General features: G+C 48.7%; 19 protein-coding genes. 9 read left to right on the forward strand and 10 right to left on the reverse strand.

Annotated elements, in window-relative coordinates; genetic code table 11:
- Positions 1 to 6: 6 nt before the first annotated feature.
- The 3 genes from GA003_15625 (at position 7) to GA003_15635 (ending at position 3,907) form a co-directional block, all read left to right on the forward strand.
- Positions 7 to 1,035: a 2-oxoacid:ferredoxin oxidoreductase subunit beta gene (locus GA003_15625; GenBank protein QXD27432.1), complete on the forward strand. Its 1,029-nt coding sequence runs from the start codon at positions 7 to 9 to the stop codon at positions 1,033 to 1,035.
- Between the two features lie 245 nt (positions 1,036 to 1,280).
- The gene (rpsO, locus tag GA003_15630) at positions 1,281 to 1,553 is read left to right on the forward strand and encodes a 30S ribosomal protein S15 (protein QXD27433.1); all 273 of its coding nucleotides are present in this window, start codon (positions 1,281 to 1,283) and stop codon (positions 1,551 to 1,553) included.
- A 176-nt stretch (positions 1,554 to 1,729) separates the two neighbouring features.
- Entirely contained in the window at positions 1,730 to 3,907 is a 2,178-nt protein-coding gene (locus GA003_15635; protein ID QXD27434.1) for a polyribonucleotide nucleotidyltransferase, read from the forward strand.
- A gap of 99 nt (positions 3,908 to 4,006) precedes the next feature.
- Here the strand turns inward: GA003_15635 and GA003_15640 are convergent, their stop codons facing one another.
- Positions 4,007 to 4,234 (reverse strand): hypothetical protein, encoded by a 228-nt coding sequence (locus tag GA003_15640; protein QXD27435.1) that lies wholly within the window; start codon positions 4,232 to 4,234, stop codon positions 4,007 to 4,009.
- A 177-nt stretch (positions 4,235 to 4,411) separates the two neighbouring features.
- Here GA003_15640 and surE point away from each other — a divergent pair, with 177 nt between their 5' ends.
- On the forward strand, positions 4,412 to 5,254 hold the full coding sequence (surE, locus tag GA003_15645) for a 5'/3'-nucleotidase SurE (protein QXD27436.1): 843 nt from the start codon (positions 4,412 to 4,414) through the stop codon (positions 5,252 to 5,254).
- Here the strand turns inward: surE and GA003_15650 are convergent.
- Positions 5,202 to 6,605 (reverse strand): hypothetical protein, encoded by a 1,404-nt coding sequence (locus GA003_15650; GenBank protein ID QXD30460.1) that lies wholly within the window; start codon positions 6,603 to 6,605, stop codon positions 5,202 to 5,204. The two genes, surE and GA003_15650, sit on opposite strands and share 53 nt — an antisense overlap.
- A gap of 15 nt (positions 6,606 to 6,620) precedes the next feature.
- Positions 6,621 to 7,764 (reverse strand): peptide chain release factor 2 gene (prfB, locus tag GA003_15655; protein ID QXD27437.1). Its coding sequence is split into 2 segments (ribosomal slippage): positions 6,621 to 7,691 and positions 7,693 to 7,764, totalling 1,143 coding nucleotides; the frame shifts between segments, so codons are not numbered across the junction.
- A gap of 95 nt (positions 7,765 to 7,859) precedes the next feature.
- On the opposite strand from prfB, the gene GA003_15660 reads away from it, so the two are divergent.
- Positions 7,860 to 8,402, forward strand: coding sequence for a dihydrofolate reductase family protein (locus GA003_15660; GenBank protein QXD27438.1), 543 nt, complete (start codon positions 7,860 to 7,862; stop codon positions 8,400 to 8,402).
- Here the strand turns inward: GA003_15660 and GA003_15665 are convergent.
- On the reverse strand, positions 8,392 to 9,135 hold the full coding sequence (locus tag GA003_15665; protein QXD27439.1) for a phosphoadenylyl-sulfate reductase: 744 nt from the start codon (positions 9,133 to 9,135) through the stop codon (positions 8,392 to 8,394). The genes GA003_15660 and GA003_15665 overlap by 11 nt on opposite strands.
- An 89-nt stretch (positions 9,136 to 9,224) precedes the next feature.
- Complete coding sequence (cadA, locus tag GA003_15670; GenBank protein ID QXD30461.1) at positions 9,225 to 11,435, reverse strand: cadmium-translocating P-type ATPase; 2,211 nt, start codon at positions 11,433 to 11,435, stop codon at positions 9,225 to 9,227.
- A gap of 152 nt (positions 11,436 to 11,587) precedes the next feature.
- On the opposite strand from cadA, the gene GA003_15675 reads away from it, so the two are divergent.
- Both GA003_15675 and GA003_15680 read left to right on the forward strand, forming a co-directional pair.
- Positions 11,588 to 13,648 (forward strand): ATP-dependent DNA helicase, encoded by a 2,061-nt coding sequence (locus GA003_15675; protein QXD27440.1) that lies wholly within the window; start codon positions 11,588 to 11,590, stop codon positions 13,646 to 13,648.
- Between the two features lie 262 nt (positions 13,649 to 13,910).
- The gene (locus GA003_15680) at positions 13,911 to 14,453 is read left to right on the forward strand and encodes a hypothetical protein (GenBank protein ID QXD27441.1); all 543 of its coding nucleotides are present in this window, start codon (positions 13,911 to 13,913) and stop codon (positions 14,451 to 14,453) included.
- Positions 14,454 to 14,482: 29 nt separating this feature from the next.
- Here the strand turns inward: GA003_15680 and GA003_15685 are convergent, their stop codons facing one another.
- The 4 genes from GA003_15685 to GA003_15700 form a co-directional block, all read right to left on the reverse strand.
- Positions 14,483 to 14,959: a transposase gene (locus tag GA003_15685; protein QXD27442.1), complete on the reverse strand. Its 477-nt coding sequence runs from the start codon at positions 14,957 to 14,959 to the stop codon at positions 14,483 to 14,485.
- 173 nt (positions 14,960 to 15,132) lie between these two features.
- Complete coding sequence (locus GA003_15690) at positions 15,133 to 16,059, reverse strand: tyrosine recombinase XerC (GenBank protein ID QXD27443.1); 927 nt, start codon at positions 16,057 to 16,059, stop codon at positions 15,133 to 15,135.
- Entirely contained in the window at positions 16,056 to 16,829 is a 774-nt protein-coding gene (locus tag GA003_15695) for a M48 family metallopeptidase (GenBank protein QXD27444.1), read from the reverse strand. The genes GA003_15690 and GA003_15695 overlap by 4 nt, the downstream gene beginning before the upstream one ends.
- Positions 16,789 to 17,451, reverse strand: a complete 663-nt coding sequence (locus GA003_15700) for a MazG family protein (GenBank protein QXD27445.1) — start codon at positions 17,449 to 17,451, stop codon at positions 16,789 to 16,791. Before GA003_15700 ends, GA003_15695 begins: the two co-directional genes overlap by 41 nt.
- An 86-nt stretch (positions 17,452 to 17,537) precedes the next feature.
- On the opposite strand from GA003_15700, the gene GA003_15705 reads away from it, so the two are divergent.
- Together GA003_15705 and rsmA are read left to right on the forward strand one after the other, a co-directional pair.
- Positions 17,538 to 18,326 (forward strand): indole-3-glycerol phosphate synthase TrpC, encoded by a 789-nt coding sequence (locus GA003_15705; protein ID QXD27446.1) that lies wholly within the window; start codon positions 17,538 to 17,540, stop codon positions 18,324 to 18,326.
- A 12-nt stretch (positions 18,327 to 18,338) separates the two neighbouring features.
- Positions 18,339 to 19,172 carry a ribosomal RNA small subunit methyltransferase A gene (rsmA, locus tag GA003_15710; GenBank protein QXD27447.1) on the forward strand — a complete coding sequence of 278 codons (834 nt, stop codon included), beginning with the start codon at positions 18,339 to 18,341 and terminating at the stop codon, positions 19,170 to 19,172.
- On the opposite strand, the gene GA003_15715 is transcribed toward rsmA, so the two are convergent.
- The gene (locus tag GA003_15715; GenBank protein ID QXD27448.1) at positions 19,169 to 20,548 is read right to left on the reverse strand and encodes a UDP-glucose 6-dehydrogenase; all 1,380 of its coding nucleotides are present in this window, start codon (positions 20,546 to 20,548) and stop codon (positions 19,169 to 19,171) included. The genes rsmA and GA003_15715 overlap by 4 nt on opposite strands.
- Between the last annotated feature and the right edge of the window lie 3 nt (positions 20,549 to 20,551).

Genomic DNA, 20,551 nt, shown 5'->3' on the forward strand with positions numbered 1-20,551 from the left:
TACCCAATGGCAACTGAAACGATCGAAGAAAACCCGCTGACCAAAAAAGACTTTGTTACACCCAATGATGTTCGTTGGTGTCCAGGTTGCGGCGATTACGCCATCCTGAACTCACTACAGCGCACATTGCCCGAACTGGGAATCCCCAAGGAGGACTACGTGGTTGTAAGTGGAATTGGCTGCTCTAGCCGTTTCCCCTACTATATGAATACCTATGGATTCCACACCATTCATGGTCGTGCTCCAACGGTAGCAACAGGAGTCAAGGTGGCCAATCCGGATCTTAGCGTTTGGATGATCACCGGCGATGGTGACGGACTCAGTATTGGTGGTAACCACCTGATGCATGCGCTTCGCCGCAACATCAATATCAACATCCTCCTTTTCAACAACCGGGTCTACGGCCTGACCAAGGGGCAATACAGCCCTACTTCACCTGTTGGCACCCGCACCAAGACCACTCCGACCGGCTCTATTGATAATCCGCTGAACCCCATCCTCTTTGCATTAGGCGCCGAAGCTACTTTCATTGCTCGCACGATTGACACCAATCCGAAGCATATGATCGAAACCTTCAAAGCGGCTCAGGCACACAACGGTGTATCCTTCGTAGAGATCTTCCAAAACTGTGTCATCTTTAACAACAAGACCTGGGACCCTGTATACGGACGCCGATCGCGAGACGACAATATGCTCTTCTTAAAAGAAGGCGAACCCATGGTTTTCGGCAAAGAAGAGAAAAAAGGTATTGTTTGGAATGGCAATCAACCAGAGGTAATTCCCCTGGGAGACGCATCTCCTGAAGAAAAAGGGGTCATGATTCACACACCTGATCGCCCTGGATCCCTTTACCCCGCCATGCTGGCTGAAATGACCCATCCTGAATTCCCAACCCCGGTCGGAACCCTTCGTCAGGTTGAAAAACCGACCTATGACGCACAGATTCAAAATCAGGTCCAAGAAGCGATAGACAGCCAGGACGGAAAGCCCGATTTACAAGGCTTGGTAAACGGCGCCAATACCTGGACAATCTAGTATCGTCCAAGGCGCTTCCACCTAACATTCGATCAGGGCCGGAAGGCCTGATTTTACTCATTAGTTTGGGGGCAGAAAAAACTTGCCAACAAAATAGAGCACGCCCATTTTTACGCGCTTACCGTTAGGGCGGAGGCCTCCGACAAGGACCTCTCTCCGCGACACCTTCCAAGGAAAACGGTGGATTTGGCTCCGGCTGAGTCCAGGCATCTACGCCAAACGTCGTGAATATCTAAATTATTATTATGTCGAATACAGTAAAAGTTGATAAACAACCCATCATTGAGAAGTTTCGCAAAAGCGATGCTGACACTGGATCCTCTGAGGTGCAAATCGCACTGTTAACTGCGAGGATCGCACACCTGACTGACCACTTGCGTGTTCACCGTAAAGATTATCACTCCCGTCGTGGACTGATTGCTATGGCGAGCCGTAGACGCAAGTTGCTGGATTACGTAAAAAAGCACGATCTCAACAAGTATAAGCAATTGTTGGAAGAGTTGAATCTCCGTCGCTAATTTCGTAATTACCCAACCAACCCATTGCATGGATGCATCCCCTATCCCCAAAGAGGCAGGCGGATTATCTATGCGTACAAACAGAAGAATGGCGGGTTCGGTGATCGCAGGCAATTAAGCCTCATATCACTCCATCTTGTAAGTCCCCGCCTGTAACACAGAGAGAAAATACATAAATGAAACAGACACACTCAGTTACAGTCGACGGACTCGGAATGACGTTTTCGACCGGCGATATAGCTAAACAATCCAGTGGTGCCGTAACCGTTGGGCTTGGCGAAACCAGTCTCTTCGTATGCGCCACCGTGGCCGAAGAACTGCGCCCTGACCAAAATTGGTTTCCACTAACTGTAGATTATCGCGAAAAATACTCTGCTGCAGGACGCTTTCCTGGTGGCTATTTTAAACGCGAAGGTCGCCCAAGTGAAAAGGAAATCCTAACTTCACGCCTTTGCGACCGTCCATTACGTCCGCTTTTCCCGAAGGGTTTCATGAATGAAATCCAGGTTATCGGAATCCTGCTCTCCACCGACTTGGTGAACGACGCAGACATCCTGATGGTAAACGGAGCTTCAGCCGCAGTATTGATTTCAGACATTCCCTGGAATGGACCTGTAGGATGTATCCGCCTGGCACAAATCGAAGGTGAATTCGTAGTCAACCCGACGAACGAGCAGCAGTGCGATTCTGACCTCGACCTCATCTATGTAGGAACCGAGACAGAGATGCTCATGATTGAAGGATCTGCTGATCAACTTCCTGAAGCTCGATTCATCGAAGCATTGGAATTTGCTCAAGAAGCCATCCAACCCATTATCGCAGCTCAACGTGAGCTGGCTAAGATTGCCGGTAAGGAAAAGCGTGAATTCCCACTCTACAACGTAACAGAAGAAAACCTTCAGTTTGTCCGCGAGCTAATCGCAGACCGTTTGAAGGAAGCAGTTAATACTGCGAAGAAATCTGAACGACGTGCAGCTATCAAGGCTCTGAAAGAAGAAGCTGGTGAAGCGATGTTGGAAGCACAAGGGGAAGAAAACTACGAAGCCAGCCAACTCAACATGGCGATGGAAGTGCTTCAGGAAGAAGTTTATCGTGGGGGTATCCTTAACGACGGTAAACGCGCCGACGGAAGAGCTCCATTGGATCTTCGCCAAATCACTTGCAAAACTGATATTCTTCCAACGGTTCACGGTTCTTCCGTGTTTACACGTGGAGAAACACAATCACTTGGACTGCTTACCTTGGGTGGCATGAGCGACGCTCAGTCTCTCGACGCCATCACAGGCGGAAGCAAAGAAAAGTCATTTATCCTACACTATAACTTCCCTCCCTACTCTGTAGGTGAGACGGGACGGTTTGGTGTTCCTGGCCGTCGTGAAATCGGTCATGGTGCATTGGCAGAACGTTCACTACTTCCGGTAATCCCGGCAGAAGATGAGTTCCCATACTCCATGCGTATCGTATCCGAAATCATGGAGTCCAATGGATCCACTTCCATGGCTTCTGTTTGTGCCGGTTGTTTAGCGCTCATGGATGCAGGTGTTCCTATCATCGCTCCAGTAGCCGGTATTTCCACTGGTCTGGTAACCGAAAAAGATGCTGACGGAAACTACACCAAGAAGATCATCATGACCGACATCATCGGTGACGAAGATCACTTTGGCGATATGGACTTCAAAATCTGTGGTACTCGTGAAGGGATCACTGGATTCCAATTAGACTTGAAGATTAATGGTCTTCCAGCCGATGTCATGAGAGAATCGATCGCGCAATCTTTCGATGCGCGGATGAAGATCCTCGATGCTATGGCTGAAGCGATGCCAGAAGCACGTGCGGAAGTTAAGGACAACGCTCCTCGTATCCAAACCATCCAAATCGATCCTGAAAAGATCGGCCTGTTGATTGGTCCTGGCGGCAAAAACATCCGTCGCATGACTGAAGTCTCTGGAGCCAACATCGAAATCGATGACGACAACAGCGGTAAGGTCTATATTTATAGCAATAGCAAACAATCGCTGGAGATCGCCCACAACGAAATCAAGATGCTCACAGCTGAAATCGAAGTAGGTGAAATCTACCGCGGCACCGTAAAGTCAGTTAAAGACTTCGGTGCATTCGTAGAAGCGCTCCCAGGGAAAGAAGGATTGGTTCACATTTCTGAACTGGCCGACTTCCGCGTTCGCAAGACCGAGGATGTTGCCAAACTCGGCGACGAGATCTGGGTCAAATGTATCGGTATCGATGACAAGGGTCGTGTAAAGCTGAGCCGCAAGGCTGCTATGGCTGAACGTGAAACAGACAACGACAACGATGATTCAGAACCTGAAGAAGAATCAGCGAACGAAGACGAGTAAGTCGCACAGTTATAAGATTTTAAAAAAGCCCGCCAATTTGGCGGGCTTTTTTATTACGAACTAACAGCAACAAAAATTAGTATTCCGACCGGGGAAGGGTCAGGCTTTCATCTTCTTTACCTTAATAAAGCGGCAGATGCGGTTGGACTTTTCCTCTTCAAAAATTTGATCAAGGAATTCCTCACCTGAAACCACGATGAAAGACGAAGGCACTTCCGGGTCGGTTTCGATGGAGACATTCGACTGGTAGGCGCTCGTAGCAAACAGACAAAGACTGGCAAAGCCTGCCGCTATAATACGTTTTCCGACCATCGAATTCTTCAACATGAGATTTAAGTGAAACTCCCTCCCCATAGCACCTCAATCGATTAAGCCTCCCCTACCCCCTATTTAGGCGTATCCCCCATACCCTTATCAGGGGGTGACGGAAGTTTTCTGCATTTTTTCCCATAAATCATTGCAGAAAACTAATCGCACAGGTGTTTTAAGCACATTTCAACGCCCATGCCTTCCTTTCTAATCACAAACGACGACGGTATTCAGATATACTTCCTCCGATCACTAGCAGCAGCCTTATTGGAATTTGGAGAGGTCTACGTCGCTGCCCCCAAAAATGAACAAAGCTGGGTAGGGCGTGCCATGTCTCGAAACCGCGACATTGCCGTTCGCAAACTGGAAGATTACCCTGCGACCGAAGCCTGGGAGATCGATGGGACACCCAGTGATGCCATCAATATAGCATTGGGCCATTTGATGCCGCATAAGCCAGATGTAGTCGTATCGGGTATCAACGTGGGCTGGAACGCCATGGTACCGGTTTTGTATAGTTCAGGAACTGTTGCAGGAGCCCTCGAAGGAGCAAGCTGGGGAATTCCCGCCGTAGCCCTCTCGATGTACATCCATGAGGACCATTTTGAAAAAATTAAAGAGGACTCTGTAAACCCTGACGAAAGCGTGCGAAACGGTATCGATATAGCAGCTCAACTTGGAGCGGAATTCTCCAATACAAAAGTGGGCGAAGCCAATGAGGATAGTGAGGTGTATAACGTAAACTTCCCCATGAGTCCCAAGCTGGATTCTCCTTGGATCGCTACCCAACCCGGAAAGATCCATTTCAAGAGTCTATTCCAGAGATATGACGATACCTCTTTTCGGTTTGCGTACGAAGAACGCATGCCAGGTTCGGAGGCACGTGAACTACCCAGCGATTACGAGACTTTCCTCAACGGCAATATCAGCCTTTCAGTTCTGAACTTCAATCAGCTCGGTAAACGCTTTTCTCTCGAAAAAAAAGCTAGTCCACCAATTGACAAGGCAACATGGCCGCATCACGCATTCCATGAATGATCTTTTTGTCAGCTGGACAGAAGGTTGCCAGGATACCAGACAACACAGCTTTATCTCCATCGACGAAAAAGTATGGGCATAGGCGAATTCGACCCTGCATAGGAAACGTAGTTTCTGGATCCGCGTAGACTGGATGGGACAATCGTTGAGGCTTCTGGTATTCTTGAAGCACATGCAGATGGTTGTCACTCATCTCCACCGCTTGTTGAATTCCTTCCGACCAGTCGTCGCGAGAGGAATCACTTCCTAGAGTCACGCTACGCGCGCCCCAGGCAGTCTCATGGAAGCCACTTATTTTGATAATCAAGTTTCGCTCCTTTTGGGAGGCCTCATTCAGGTCTGTCCACTCACGTATCGGGTTTCCTCCTACGAGAGGCCCATCTAATACAGCAGTAGGAGGCAACGGGGTATGGTCCATAACCCAGCTTTTCGGAATAGCTTTCGATAGAGCTCGAAACGATCGCTTGGGTAAATGCTCCCGCCAATACTGAGAGAGCATACCATGGTGAAATAAGCCGAGACTCAACTTCTCCTCTTGAAAAGCGCGCATGGGCGGAGTTAATTCCACCAACTCCTGCTCAAGTGCTTCAAAGAAGTAAGGCAGGGTCTTTAAGTTGGGCAGATCAAAAAGCTCATAAAAGCGATAGATCACATCCACCTTCTCGGGATTTCCATCGATAGATACATTCAAGGCTTCACCGAGCGGATATACCTCATCGGGATGAAAACAAAAGACGCGTTTTCCCAGTTTTTGAAGCTCTTCACACACCCAAACCATTTCAGGGCGGTAAGTCGCAGCTTCATCACTCACCACAATAACAATCATCGGAGCGTGTTTGTCCGGAGCCTTCGTGGCGAGTGCCTTATAGAATCCAGAGAGCATCGCATCCTTATCTCCAATGATTTGGTCGCTCACATCAGAGTAGAGTCGGTTTAAGAAGGCGGTCAGGCCAATACCTCCAGGAACTGAATCGATTTCAGTGAGCGCAAAGCCATCTTCAGTGACCAAAAGATCCGGTCGAATAACAGAAGGCAATTGACCACGAGTTACTTTACAACGTCCGTGCTTGATCAGGTGATGCGGCTTACCTCGGTCCAAGTAATCTGCCACCCAGGGAGCTATCAGATTCTTATTCCGGAGGAGATTCTTTCCTTCAGTGCAGCGAAGATAAAGCGTTTCTAGGGCTTTGTGAAAATCGAGACACGCTTGCCCCAGAGTTTCAATCTCACGCAACTGGTTCTGAGTAATCGGCCAAGCGTGAGGGGATAGTTTCCAGGTCTTGTCCTCGAATAGTGGAGTCTGCTCAAAGGTTTCTTTGAGATGCTCGAATGAGTGACCGCTTTGTTCCAAGGGAGTGGTCATTTATCAATCCTCCATCTGAATGTCCTTATTGCGCGTAGTCGGACAACCGGCACGCAACCAACTATAGATAAATCGATTAATATCCCCATCCATGACTCCTTTAATATCGGAAGTATCTACACCTGTTCGCAAGTCCTTAACCATCTGGTAGGGCTGAAATACATAACTACGGATTTGATTGCCCCAGCCGATTTCACCTTTCTCGCCATAGAACTTATCCAACTCAGCCCGCTTTTCATCCTGTTCTTTTTCATAAACTCGGGACTTTAGCATGCCCATGGCAGTGGCGCGGTTTTTATGCTGTGAACGACCATTTTGGCAGGTAACAACAATTCCAGTTGGAATGTGAGTTAAACGAATGGCTGACTCAGTCTTATTAACGTGCTGCCCTCCTGCACCACTCGCTCGGTATGTGTCTTCGCGTAAATCCTCTTTTCTGAGTTCAATACCTACATCGTCGACAATCTCGGCGATCACATCCACTGAACAGAAAGAGGTGTGCCTTTTCTTATTGGAGTCGAACGGAGAAATCCGAACCAAACGATGCACGCCCCGTTCGGCTTTGGCATATCCATACGCATTCAATCCGGAGATCATCATCGTAACACGACTTAATCCCGCCTCTTCACCCTGCTGCATATCCTGAACGTCAACAGTATAACCATTCCGCTCAGCCCAGCGAGTATACATACGATAAAGCATTTCAGCCCAATCACAGGATTCAGTTCCTCCTGCTCCTGAGTGAATGGTCAGGAATGCATTACTATTATCATGTGGACCATTGAGGAACGAAGCGATCTCCAGCTCTTCCAGTTCCGTGAGTAGAGTTTCAACCGTTGAGAGAAGCTCTTTTGAAAATTCTCCATCCTCGTCGGCTTCCTCCTCATCAACCAGTTCGGCAATGGCATTGAGATCTTCGAGTTTGGCGTTGTAGGCGACGATTCCACTTATCGCACGTTTGAGAACATTCATGTCGGCGACTGTTTTCTGCGCGGTTTCCTGGTTATCCCAAAAACCCGGTTCAGCCATAGTCGCTTCCATAGAAGCTACCGAAGCTTGTTTTCCTTCTACGTCAAAGATACCTCCAAAGATAACCGCCACGTTTGTTAATCTCTTCTATCTTGCTACGTGTTTCAGGAGTAATCATAAGAAACTGAAAGATAAGAACTCCCAGCCTATTGCAAGCCCGAACACCTTTTCTTTCCCTTGCTGCCTTCAAGACAGCCATCAAGCTACCGAGACATGGAAATAATCGCCATAGCGGCCATGTCCCTCGATGGTTTTATTACTCAGGGTGATGAACCTGGAACTGCGTTCACCTCCCAGGAGGACAAAGACTGGTTTGGGAAAACAATGAGCGAATTCCCCATCAAGGTTTTGGGGAGAAAAACCTTCGAAGTCTCCAAAGATTTTATCTTGGCCCATTCACAAGCGAGTGGACCAGGATTGCGAGTCGTGATGACCCGGGATCCTACAAACTTCAGAGACTGCTATATTCCTGATCGCCTTGAATTTAAAGACAGTTCGGTGGATGAGATCGTTGCGTCTTTGAAGCAGCGACCATTGACCGATTCGAGGGTAGCCGTTCTAGGAGGAGGAGCCGTCTACAGTGCATTTTTAAACGCAGGACTGCTTGATGAATTCTGGATCACCCTTGAGCCTCAGCTCTTCGGATCCGGCACGCCCATCGCCACAGAGCCATCTCTCGCTACACTAACGTTGAAAGAATCCATTCAATTGGGCCCTTCCACCCTACTCTTGAAGTACAAATGCGCTAAATCATGAAGTCCGACTGACCGGACAATTCATGCAATCCACACTCACGCTTCTGACCATTGAATCGTGTTTCCTCGGCCGTCATACCTTCTAACAGTCGGGAAGTACTATGCTTATCTCCGATGGAAACATACCCCTGCTCCCACAATGGATGATATGACAGATTGTTGTTGGTCAGATACTGATAGATCTCCCGGTCAGTCCAATCAATGATCGGATGAACCTTGGTGATGTTGCCCTGCTTCATAACCACGTCCAAATGCTTGCGGGTAGACGATTGCTCACGGCGCAACCCAGCCAACCAGCCCTTGGCATTGAAATCCACCAAGGCACGATTCATGGGCTCCACCTTGTTCATAAGATTGTACTGGGCCAAAGCTTCCTCACCTTGCTCCCAGCGCTTTCCATAAATGGCTTCCTGCCGGGCAGCGCTCATCAATGGCTGATAGACGTGCAAGTTGAGATTCAGCTTTTCCTTCAGAGAATCAACAAATTGGTATGTTTCGGGAAACATATACCCCGTATCAACCATGATAATCGGAACCTGCGGCGCTGCCACCGATACCATATGAAGCATCACCGCCGACTGAGCGCCAAAGCTGGTACTCATGATCAACCGATCCCCAAACTGGTCCACCGCCCAACGAATACGCTCCTGGGCGCTGGAATCCTCCAAGGGATTGCTAGCTGGATCGACTTCGGTCACTGATTTAGTGTTTTTGACTGGTAGAGCCTGGTTCACTGTTATTCTTTAGTTTTTTAGGTAATAAAGTAATAAATAGCCCTATTTGGCTATTAACAACCTCATAGTGCATGTTTTTAAGGTCCTTTTTACTGCTCGCTTGAGACCAGTAATCGCAGGCTATTCAGGCAGACAACCACTGTGCTACCCTCATGGGCAAGAACGCCTATCGTTAAAGGAATCAGGCCAAATAAAGCCGCTCCAGCCATGAGAACAACCGTTCCAAGAGAAATGACCAGATTCTGCTTAATAATGCGCTTGGCTTTACAACTGAGCTGAAATGCGGTGAGGAACTTCTCAATCTTGTCATTCATGAGAACGACTTCACTCTGCTCGAGCGCGGCATCACTTCCCCGAGCACCCATAGAAACCGCTACATAAGCAGCTGCCAGGCTGGGAGCGTCGTTCACTCCATCACCGACCATGGCTACCTTGTTACCTGCTTCTGTTAGCTCGGTGATGATTTGGACTTTATCTTCGGGCATTAAACCGCTTCTGACTTCCTGGACTCCGATTTCCTGCCCGACCGCTTCGGCCGCGCTGCGACGATCTCCAGTTAGCATGAGCGTTTTGAGTCCCAGAGCCTTAAGTTTTTTCAAGGTATCCCCCGAATGCTCGCGAATCTTGTCCTCGAGCAGAATCCTTCCAATCAAGTCTTTCTGAAATACCCACACTTCAGTCACCGAAGGCGGTGGTTCTTCCACATGCTCGATCCAGTCTGCGAGAGGTCCATCTGCCATCAACTCTCGTCGACCTAGAAAGATGGATTCGTCCTCAACTTGACCGCGAAGCCCCCGCCCACTGACCGATTGAAAATCTTCAACTGGGATCGCATTAAGCCCCTTCTTTTTACCGTGGCTCACAATGGCACGGGCAATCGGATGGTTAGACTGCATTTCTAAGCTATAAGCTCGTTGTAGAACTGCTTCCTCTTTGCCCGCCGGAAAGCTCTCTACATCTCGAACAGCTAATTCACCTTGGGTGAGCGTACCGGTTTTATCCATGGCAACAACATCCACCTCGGCCAATTTCTCAATCGCCGCCCCACCCCGAAATAGAATCCCCTTTCGAGCTCCCCAGGCAATGGCCGCCAAAATGGCTGAGGGAATGGAGAGCACTAAGGCACACGGACTAGCGACCACAAGAAAAGTCATCGCCCTGTAAAAGGCGGACAAGGAACTTTCAGTATTTTTATAGAGTGGAAGATCCAACACCAACCATGAGAACAAAAAGAAGGCCAAGGTGATGCCTAAGATAAGGTAAGTGTAGCCCGTCCCAAACTTGTCAGTAAATCGTTGGCTCGGGGCTTTTAGGTGCTGCGCGTCCTGGATAAGGCGGACAATTTTCTGCAGAGAACTTTCCGTCGCCTTTCTCAGAACTCGCACCTGAACCGCCCCCCAAAGATTCAGAGTACCGCTATATACGACGTCACCCTTCAACTTTTCAACGGGGGTCGCTTCCCCGGTAAGGTTGGACTCGTCTGAGGCCGTCTTACCCGAAACCACTTCCCCATCTACGGGAAACAGTTCATCCGGTTTTACGGCAATAGTCATTCCCGGTTCTACCGACTCAATGGGCTTAATGGACGCCTCACCCTCTTCGTCTAAAACCGTCGCCGTTTTCGGGGCAGCCTTGGTTAAAGAATCAATTTCTCTATACGTACGGTGCTCAGCAAATTCTTCCAGCGCACCCGACAATGAAAACAGAAATAGAAGAAGCGCACCCTCGGCCCATGAGCCTATGCTAACCGCGCCCAAAGCGACCGCCAGCATGAGAAAATGAATGTCGACTTGGCCACGCTTGAGATTCTCGAAGGTGTCCAAAGCGGCATCCCAGCCTCCAGAAACAATGGCCAGACCATACAATAGGTAGCCAAGCCAAGAGGGAGTCGCTTCCCAAAACCCAAGCCCAAAGGCTGAGATTAGAAACACCCCACAGGTCCCAGCCAGCACCGCTAATAACTTCCACTCTTCCTCCGTTTCATCACCCTCATCTTCGGACGGCCAATCATATTCTTTCCAGGTCCAAAGAGATCGCACAGCAGGACACTGAGTCTTCTCCAACACGGTCTGATCCGATTCAGTCCTGAGCCAAAGCCCTTCGGCTGGGAAACGGGATTCGATTCCCGACCGGGCTTTCATTTGACGTTCCACGCCATTGAGCAGTTCACGTAAGGCTGACTCGATCTCATCCAATTCCCCCTTTCCAAAGGTGGCCACAGATACAGTGTGGGATTCAGGGCTAATACGAATGGCCTGCACGTCCTCTTGGTCGCGCAGGAAGGTCCTCAGATCTTCCATCCAGGATGATTTACACTTACCTCCTTTTTCAGCCATTGGAAGAAAGGGTGAAGGGACTCTAAAAACAATCAATCCAATTTAGAATGATTCTAATCGAAGAACAGGAATTGTTTTGCATCGACACTGCCTGAACGGAAGCCTTGATCTCCAGAATGATAGGTTTTCAAAACGAAATCGAAGCAGAGTCCGCCCCGGAACTGCTATTTGATTTGGTTCAAAAGACCTTCGGTGAGGATGGTTGGCTGCAAACGGAATTGGGCATGGAATACCGTCCCCAGCAAGAGACCATGGCACGAGAAGTCGTGGGTGCCTTCAACAACGATCAACCCTTACTATTTGAAGCTGGAACTGGAGTCGGCAAAAGCCTCGCTTACCTGATCCCTGCCATCTTGCTAGCAGTTCACCAAAAGCGCCAGGGGATCGTTGCTACCCATACCATCTCTCTACAGGAACAGATCAAAGACAACGATCTGGAGATCTGTCGCACGCTCTTCAAGAAGGTGCCGGAACTTGCTGTTTATGCTGAATTCAAAGTCGCATTCCTGATAGGCAAAGGAAACTACCTTTGCAGCACTCGCTTAGATCAAGCCATTGCGCAGAAGACGGAACTCATTCCTTCCGACGAGCAGACTGAGTTGGAACGCATCGTCAAGTGGTCCATGGAAACCCAAGTAGGCATTCGCCAGGAACTGATGCCTCCACCCTCCTTTGACGTCTGGGAGTGGGTGAATGCAGACTCATCGGCCTGCAGCAAAAAGCACTGCGATCCGAAAACCTGTCATTACCAAAAAGCACGTGCCCGCATACGGGACGCTCATCTGCTCATCGTAAACCATAGTCTGCTTTTTTCTCTACTTGGTTCGGGCAAACCAGAACCCAAAGGCCGCGGTATTCTCTACCCTGAAGACTTTGTGGTTCTGGACGAAGCGCACACCGTTCCGGCGGTTGCGACTGAACACTACGGCATGGGGCTCAGCTCCTACGGAGTGAATCGCCTGCTTTCATTTCTCTACAATCCCAAACGCAGAAAAGGCCTCCTTAAAAGACACGGCACCAAAGGTGATTGCGACCTGGTCATTCGCGTGCGCAACGAGGCCGATCATTTTTTCAGACAAGTCGGAGATCTATTCCTGGAAAAGAGGCAGATCGCCCGCATTTACAAACCAGATTGGCTGGATCCTTCTCTACTACCTCAACTACGCGGACTGATTGTACGCATCAAAGAGATCGCTATTCACTTAGATGATGGGCCGGAGAAATTAGTCGTGGAAGATCATCGTGACCGGTTATCGGATCTCCACAACGGCATCAAACAGTTCATAGCACAATCGTTAGAAGATCAGGTCTACTGGGTCGAACGAGGAGGACGAGGAGGCAAAATCATCTATCTTAGAAGTGCGCCCATCGATGTCTCCGAGTATTTAAAGCAAAGTCTGTTCATGCAGGAAACCGGGATTCTGCTCACCAGTGCTACTTTGGCTACGGGTGAGTCTATGGGAAATTTTCAGAAACAGGTCGGAGCTGAGAAGGAACTGGCGTTTCAAGTCACCTCACCATTCGACTATCAACGCAACGTCCAGATTTTCATTTCCGAAGACGCGCCAGCACCCAACGCCAAGGACGGACGTCAGGACCTTGACTACATGGAGAACATGATCCTCTTCAGCGTCGAGCAAATGGAGGGTGGCACCTTGGTTCTCTTTACCAACTACTACGATCTAAATCAAATTGCCCGCCGCATTGAGCCCGAGCTGGAGAATCTCGGACGTCCTATGTTTCAGCAAGGACGTGATTATTCACGATCCGAACTCACTCGGGAATTTGCCAAGGCCGGCAATGGAGTTCTTCTCGGCACAGAAAGCTTCTGGGCCGGAGTCGATGTTCCCGGTCCTTCGCTATCACAGGTCATCATCACTCGACTGCCTTTCGAGAATCCTTCGCACCCGGTTGCCGAAGCCAAAAGCGACTGGATAAAAGAACAAGGCAAAAGCCCATTCATCGAGCTGACCCTACCCGATGCATTAATCAAATTCAGACAAGGCATGGGCCGCCTCATTCGGAAGAAAGATGACAAGGGCATCATCACTATCCTGGACTCACGGATTTTCACCAAGCGATATGGCATCCAATTTTTGAATACATTACCAAAAAGAGACTATCACAAATTCAGCCTCTCTGATCGAGACTGGGTTTTTGAACACGCCCACTACTAGCCCAAACATTTGAATCGCCTTCAAATACGCACCTAATGAAATTTAAAATGGCATCCATTGTGAACATTATTCTTCAAAATCAAATTCGAAAACATAGCGGACTTATAAATTCGCGCATTAGAAGGCTAAAATCGACATGTGCGAATAGCTGTGTTCCAGCCTACAATTTGCTCAGTCGCGTAGATGCCTACGCTTTTTTGTCAAATTGCAAGCTGCGCCTTGCTTTCCATCACATCTCGATTTTTGAAATGCTTAGGAACCCATGAATAGCGATCCACGCCTAGAACAACTGCACGCCTCCGTTGCGACGACTCCCTACTCTGCGCAAGTTACTTCTCTTTGCATACGTAAGGATGACGGTATCCGGCAGCACCCGGACAAGATCGACATAGATATTGAGAAAGGAGTCATTGGCGATCGCTGGGTTTGGAGAACCTGGAAACACTTACCTAATGGAGACTCGGATCCTCGGGTACAAATCGCGGTTTGTAACAGCCGTATCATCGAATTGCTGCAGAAAGAGAAAAACAACCCTTACCATCCTGGTGACAACATCATGGTAGACCGCGAATTAGGAGCCGACGAATTTCCTGTGGGTGGACGCTTTAAGGTGGGAGAAGTCACCTTGGAAGTCACCGATGTTTACAACGATGCCTGCGCCAAATTTGCCGGCGAATTTGGCAAGGACGTCCTCAAGTGGATTAATGTCTCTGACTACCATGACCTGAATCTCCGCGGTATCTATTGCCGCGTCATAGAGGGTGGATGCGTCCGCCTGGGAGATAAACTGGAATTGAAAATGTAGGAAGGTAGCTTGCTGCCGATTCAGCGTCCTCATCCCATCGGATGCTCCTTCAACCAAGACGGATACTCTACATCCTTGGTCACCATGCTTTTGAACCATAACCACTCCTCATTTCTACAACGAAAATTCAGCCCAGAAGGACTTGGATTCTTCCACATATACATTAAGATGGGAAACAGATCCTCATCATTGCGAAATTTGTGATCAAAGGATGTCGGCTGCCAAACAGGTCCTTTCCGATTCAAGGCGTGATTAATCGCAATAGCAGATCGACTTTTTAGAATCTGGATTGCCTTGGTTAAAGAACTACCGTGGAGTTTGATAATAATATGAATGTGATCTGAAATAACCACTGACGCAACTAAGTCGAAAATCTCCTTACATATCATCAAAGCATTAAAAACGTCCGTGGGAACACCGGGCTCTGTCAGTATCTTTTGCCTATTCGTAGTACATACGGTGAGAAAGTAGCTTGCCCCTTCTTGCGAGAATCGACCTTTTCGCAAAGCCTAGTAACCGGGACTCTTGCGCTCTTCCATTTGTCTAGACTCTGACACAATGGAATCGGGAGCAAGCTCCTCTCCTACATCATTAATGCATATTTTAATTTAGTAATGCAGATTATTACCGATTCGTCGGCCTAGGAAAGCTTCGGGAACGAAAGTCCGAAACTCCAAGCTCAGGCTCTAGGATGTGCTTTACTATGCGCTTCTTTTAACCGCCCCAGAGTCACATGGGTATAGACCTGAGTAGTGGAAAGGCTGGCGTGTCCCAACAAATCCTGAACAAGCCGCAAGTCTGCGCCGTGGTTGAGCAAATGCGTGGCAAACGAATGACGAATCTTATGAGGTGTGAGATCTAGTGGCAGATCGGCCAGTGCCAGGTATTTCTTAATCAACAATTGCACCTGCCTGACACGGATACGCTGCTTTCGATTCCCCAGAACCACGGGATCTTTAAAGCCACAGTGCTCTGAGAACTTCTGACGAAACTTATTGAGCACCAACATCGCGATTTTCCCCAATGGACAAAGACGCTCTTTGTTTCCCTTCCCTCGAATCTTGGCAACGCCTCGACGAAAATCGACATCCCCATAATTCAGTCCCGCCAATTCACTGACCCGAAGACCGGCTCCATAAAGCAATTCAAGTACCAGACGATCTCTCCAAGCCAACCACGGTCCCAAGCTCTCATTGTCTAATAATCTCATAGGACCCGACAAAAGCTCACTCATTTGCTTCTCGGTGAGAAACTTGGGTAGAGGTTTATCCAACTTGGGCAAAGCGATCCCAGTAAAGGGATTCTTTTGAATCGACTTTCGTGTTTGGAGATAGCGGGAGTATGTTTTGAGAGCAGAAAAATGGTTATGAATCGTTCGCCGTGAATGCGTTCCCTGACGCTGTATGAGAAAGCGTTTCAACAGGGTGGGTGATAAGTTTTCCCACACTCCATCCCAACGGGTGTTTTGCTTCATCCATTGCGAGAAGTCACGAATAGCCTGGCTATAGTTTCTTACAGTATAGGCTGAAAGGCGTCGTTCTTTTTCAAGGTGCGACAAAAAAGCATCCAAATGCGGAAGGACCACTGCTTCGCTTTCCTCAGTCATGCGGTTTGCCCCAAGGAGATGATCGAGCGACCGACCTCATTCAAACGTCGGTCATGCTGCTTGCTACGGGAGTCGTAAGTATTCAGAAGTCCCCAAAACTTTTGGGAGTGATTCATTTCTTTGAGGTGAGCCAACTCATGTAGGATCACGTAGTCTTGCATACCTACTGAAAGAAGAATCAAACGCCAATTGAGAGAAATACTTCGTGAAGATGAACAGGATCCCCACCGGCTTGACTGATCTCTAACCGTTACGCGACTCGGGGGTTTGATCGATTTTTGTTCGCACAAGAAGAAAAGCCGTTCGCTCAGTTGTTTCTTTGCCAGTTCCTTGAGCGCCTCACGAATGCGCGCCTCATTAATGGCATAGGGATCATAGCGCAGAGTGACTTGGCCAAGATCGTAATTGTATTCACAAAATGGGCACAGATTGGTAAAACCAAATACGACGTTGCATTTCTTTCCATCCAGAGTGAGCACTGGCTTGTCTCGAAGATACTCCAAGATCGACTTGGGCTTGGGAGTCTTTGCCATTTGCTGAAGCAACCAATCTCCACATTGATCCAGAAACTCAAGGGCAGCCTTGATCGTCGCTCGCATGGGAATCGTGAGAAGCGCCTGATTTTGCTTATCCAAACTGATGTAGATTCTACGCGACCTCCCGGAGCGACGAATCAAATACGGAATCATGACCGGCCCCTCAGCCGTCTGAACCGTATGGAAGCGTGTTTCAGTCTCTTTCTTCAATGGTATCGACAATCTGGTTAGCATACCTTCGCAAGGCTGACTCGGGATCGATGCCAGCAACCCGGCATGCTGCTGCCAACTCAAACAGCTGCTTTCCTGCAGAGGCTTCACTTAAATCTTTGGCGGACTCATCAATAGACTCCGTGTCTGCGAGGGTGCCTGGATCGAGCTCTTTCTTTTGAATCTGTTTATAAACATCACGGGCGCGAAGCAGTGACGGCAATTGAGGAGGTAGGTGCTTAAAGACCTTTCCTTCAGGTTGTTTCCCGTTTTTCTTCTCCGTCGCTTTGATCTCGTCCCACTTCTTAAGAACTGCAGCTGAGTCTTTCAGATCTAAATCCTTGGGACCAAACACATGCGGATGACGCCGGATCAATTTTTCATTCACCTCATCACAGACCGCATCGAAATCGAACACTTCGTTCTCACTGGCAATCTGAGCGTGCATGATCACTTGCAAAAGGACGTCGCCCAATTCTTCACGCATGTGCTCCATGTCAAGTGAGTCGAGCGTTTCAAGCAGTTCACAGCATTCGTCAATCAGGCAAACAGCCAAGGATTGGTGGGTCTGCTCAATATCCCAAGGGCAGCCATCTGGGGCGCGCAAGGCGGCTACCGTTTCACGCAAAGCGTCGATAGAGCTCACAATTGTATTTTTTGGTTGGATAGGTTGGATTATTCGGTTCTTGGTTATAACAGATTGCATTACAAATAAAGAACGGAATCCGAAAAATGGACAAACTGACTGAGATCATGGCCTTCAAGCGGCAGGAAATTGCCGACCGCGTAAGGGATGTACCTGAGAGCGAACTGAACGGTTTGATAGATGCCAACCGTCCATCTCTGTTCACCGCCCTTAAAGGTCATGACAAGGTATCTGTCATCGCGGAGATCAAACGGAAATCACCATCTGCAGGGAACATCGCCGCAGGAGCCTCTGCACTGACTCAAGCCACGAATTACGTTGAAGCTAGTACGGACGCAATTTCCGTGCTCACTGACACTGAGTTCTTCTCAGGCACCCTTCATGACCTTGAAGATGCGACTGGCTATATCAAAGAGAAACAGGCCGGAATACCCTGTCTTCGAAAAGATTTTTTCGTTCACCCAATTCAGGTGGTAGAAGCAGCACAAGCTGGAGCCAGTGCCATTCTTATCATTGTCAGAGCTCTAAAAGATGAAGAGATCTCCACACTCTACCAGAGTGCCAATCTGGCGGGTCTCGATTCCATTTTTGAAATTCATAATGAAGAGGATCTTGAGCGCGCCGTAGGAGCCGAAGCGAAAATCATTGGCGTCAACAATCGCAACCTTGCCACCTTCACAACTGATCTAGCACTCTCCGAAACTCTCATACCACAGATCCCTGATGCCTGCGCAAGCATAGCTGAGTCTGGTATTTTCACGATCGAAGATGTTGCCCGTGTAAAAGCGGCGGGAGCTCAAGCGGTGCTAATTGGACAAGCCCTGATGGAGCATGCCGACCCCGGAGCCTTCATCCGGCAGATCCACGAGCTATAACACTGCGGGCGCATGTCGACCTACCCGACTCTCACCGTCGTCAAAGAGATCCTGCAAACACAGGGACTGGCACCGCGCAAACGACTTGGGCAGAACTTTCTCGTCGATGCCAATATCGCCCGTAAATCTCTCGAGCTAGCCAAAGTCAGTGAAGGAGATACGATTGTAGAGATTGGACCAGGACTCGGAGCACTGACGCAATTGCTACTCGAAGCAGGTTCTCAGGTCTTCGCTATAGAAAAGGACTTTGGGTTGCACCGATTCATAGATGAATCCATTGCCCCACGATTTCCAGAACAACTCAAATTGATGCAGGGAGATGCAATGGACCATCCACTGGCATCCTTAACTGACGCTCCCGCCCAAACCAAAATTGTGGCCAACCTACCCTATGCCATCTCGACTCCATGGTTGGATTCGGTATTGGCGGGCCCGTTGCCGGAACGCATGGTCCTGATGCTACAGAAAGAAGCGGCGGATAGGTTTGTTGCCAATTCAGGGTCGGGGAACTTTGGCCCCATTTCTCTGTTCTTGAAGAGTGCCTACGAAGTGCACGAGATCCACAAGGTCGGTGCCCAATGCTTTTATCCGCTTCCAGATGTGGGATCTGCTCTGTTAAGCCTGAGGCGCTTGGAAAATCCCCTGGTATTTAAAAAGGAAATCAAAGAAGGGATCCGGCAGATCTTTCGTCAGCGCAGAAAACAAATCAGCTCCATCGTTGCCAAAGCTCCGCTCCCTGATTCCTTTCAGGCTTGGTTGAAGGCCATGATCGAAAGCGGGCTCGCTCCCGAAACAAGACCCGAAGCGATTACCGAAACTCAATGGAAAGCATTGGCTGCTTGTTAAGCAGACGGTTTTCCGATACCATAGGTTTTAAAACCAATCTTTTCCAAGGCGGCACGATCCAGGATATTTCGACCGTCGAAGATACAGGCCGGTTTCTCCATCGCATCATAAACGCGCTGGTAATCCAGATCCTTGAACATATCCCACTCAGTCAAGATCGCTACAGCATGCGCTCCTTCACAAGCGGCATAGGCGTCCTCAGCAATTTCGACATTGCGATTGGGAATTCCATTCTCATCGACTTCAGATTCACTTAGATCGAGGAAAATATTATCCCGAGTCACTTGTGGATCGTAGATAGAAACCGTGGCATTCTCAGCGATCAGATCCTGACAGACGTATATCGATGAAGACTCGCGGGTATCATTGGTATCTTTCTTAAACGCGAAACCGAGGATGGCGATCTTCTTGCCATTTACGGTGTTGAAAAGCGAGTGCACGATTTTACCTGAAAAACGCTTTTTCTGATAATCGTTCATCTCAACGACCTTACACCAGTAATCGGCGACCTCTTGCAGACCGAAGTGTTCGCAAAGATACACCAGGTTCAGAATGTCTTTCTGGAAACAAGATCCACCGAAACCAACAGAAGCCTTTAAAAACTTCGGCCCGATACGGCTGTCTGTTCCAATCGCTCTGGCAACTTCATCCACATCCGCACCTGTTTCTTCACAGAGTGCACTCATTGCATTGATAGAAGAAATACGCTGGGCTAGAAATGCATTCGCGGTAAGCTTGGAAAGTTCAGAAGACCAGAGATTCGTCGCCAAAATTCTTTCCCTGGGAATCCAGTTTGCATAGACACTGGTAAGCGTCTCGATCGCTTCCAGTCCTTCCGGAGTTTGGTCGCCACCAATTAAAACGCGATCGGCGTTGTGCAAATCTTCAATGGCTGTTCCCTCAGCAAGGAACTCTGGATTAGAAAGTACTTGGAACTGAGCACTGTCGCTTTCATCCAAAATCTGTTTCAACGCGTCCGCTGTTCTTACCGGAATCGTAGATTTCTCAACTACGATCTTAGGCCCCTTTGCCATCTTGGCGATATCGCGGGCACATTTTTCTATGTAAACGAGGTCGGCTGCGCGTCCGGCGCCAATACCATATTTTTTGGTAGGCGTTCCGACAGCCACGACAATGATGTCAGCTTCGGCTATAGCCGTTTCTCGGTCGGTGGAAAAGAATAGGTTCTTTCCTCGCTGCTGTTCGACCACTTCGGCCAAACCCGGCTCAAAAACGGGAAGGTTTCCATTATTCCATGCATCAATTTTAGATGCATCAACATCCACAACTGTGACGTTTATGTGAGGGCATTTTTCTGCAATGACAGCCATGGTAGGTCCCCCTACATAGCCAGCACCGATACAACAGATTTTCATAAC

Source organism: Opitutia bacterium ISCC 52 (genome assembly GCA_014529675.2).
Classification (GTDB): domain Bacteria; phylum Verrucomicrobiota; class Verrucomicrobiia; order Opitutales; family UBA2995; genus UBA2995.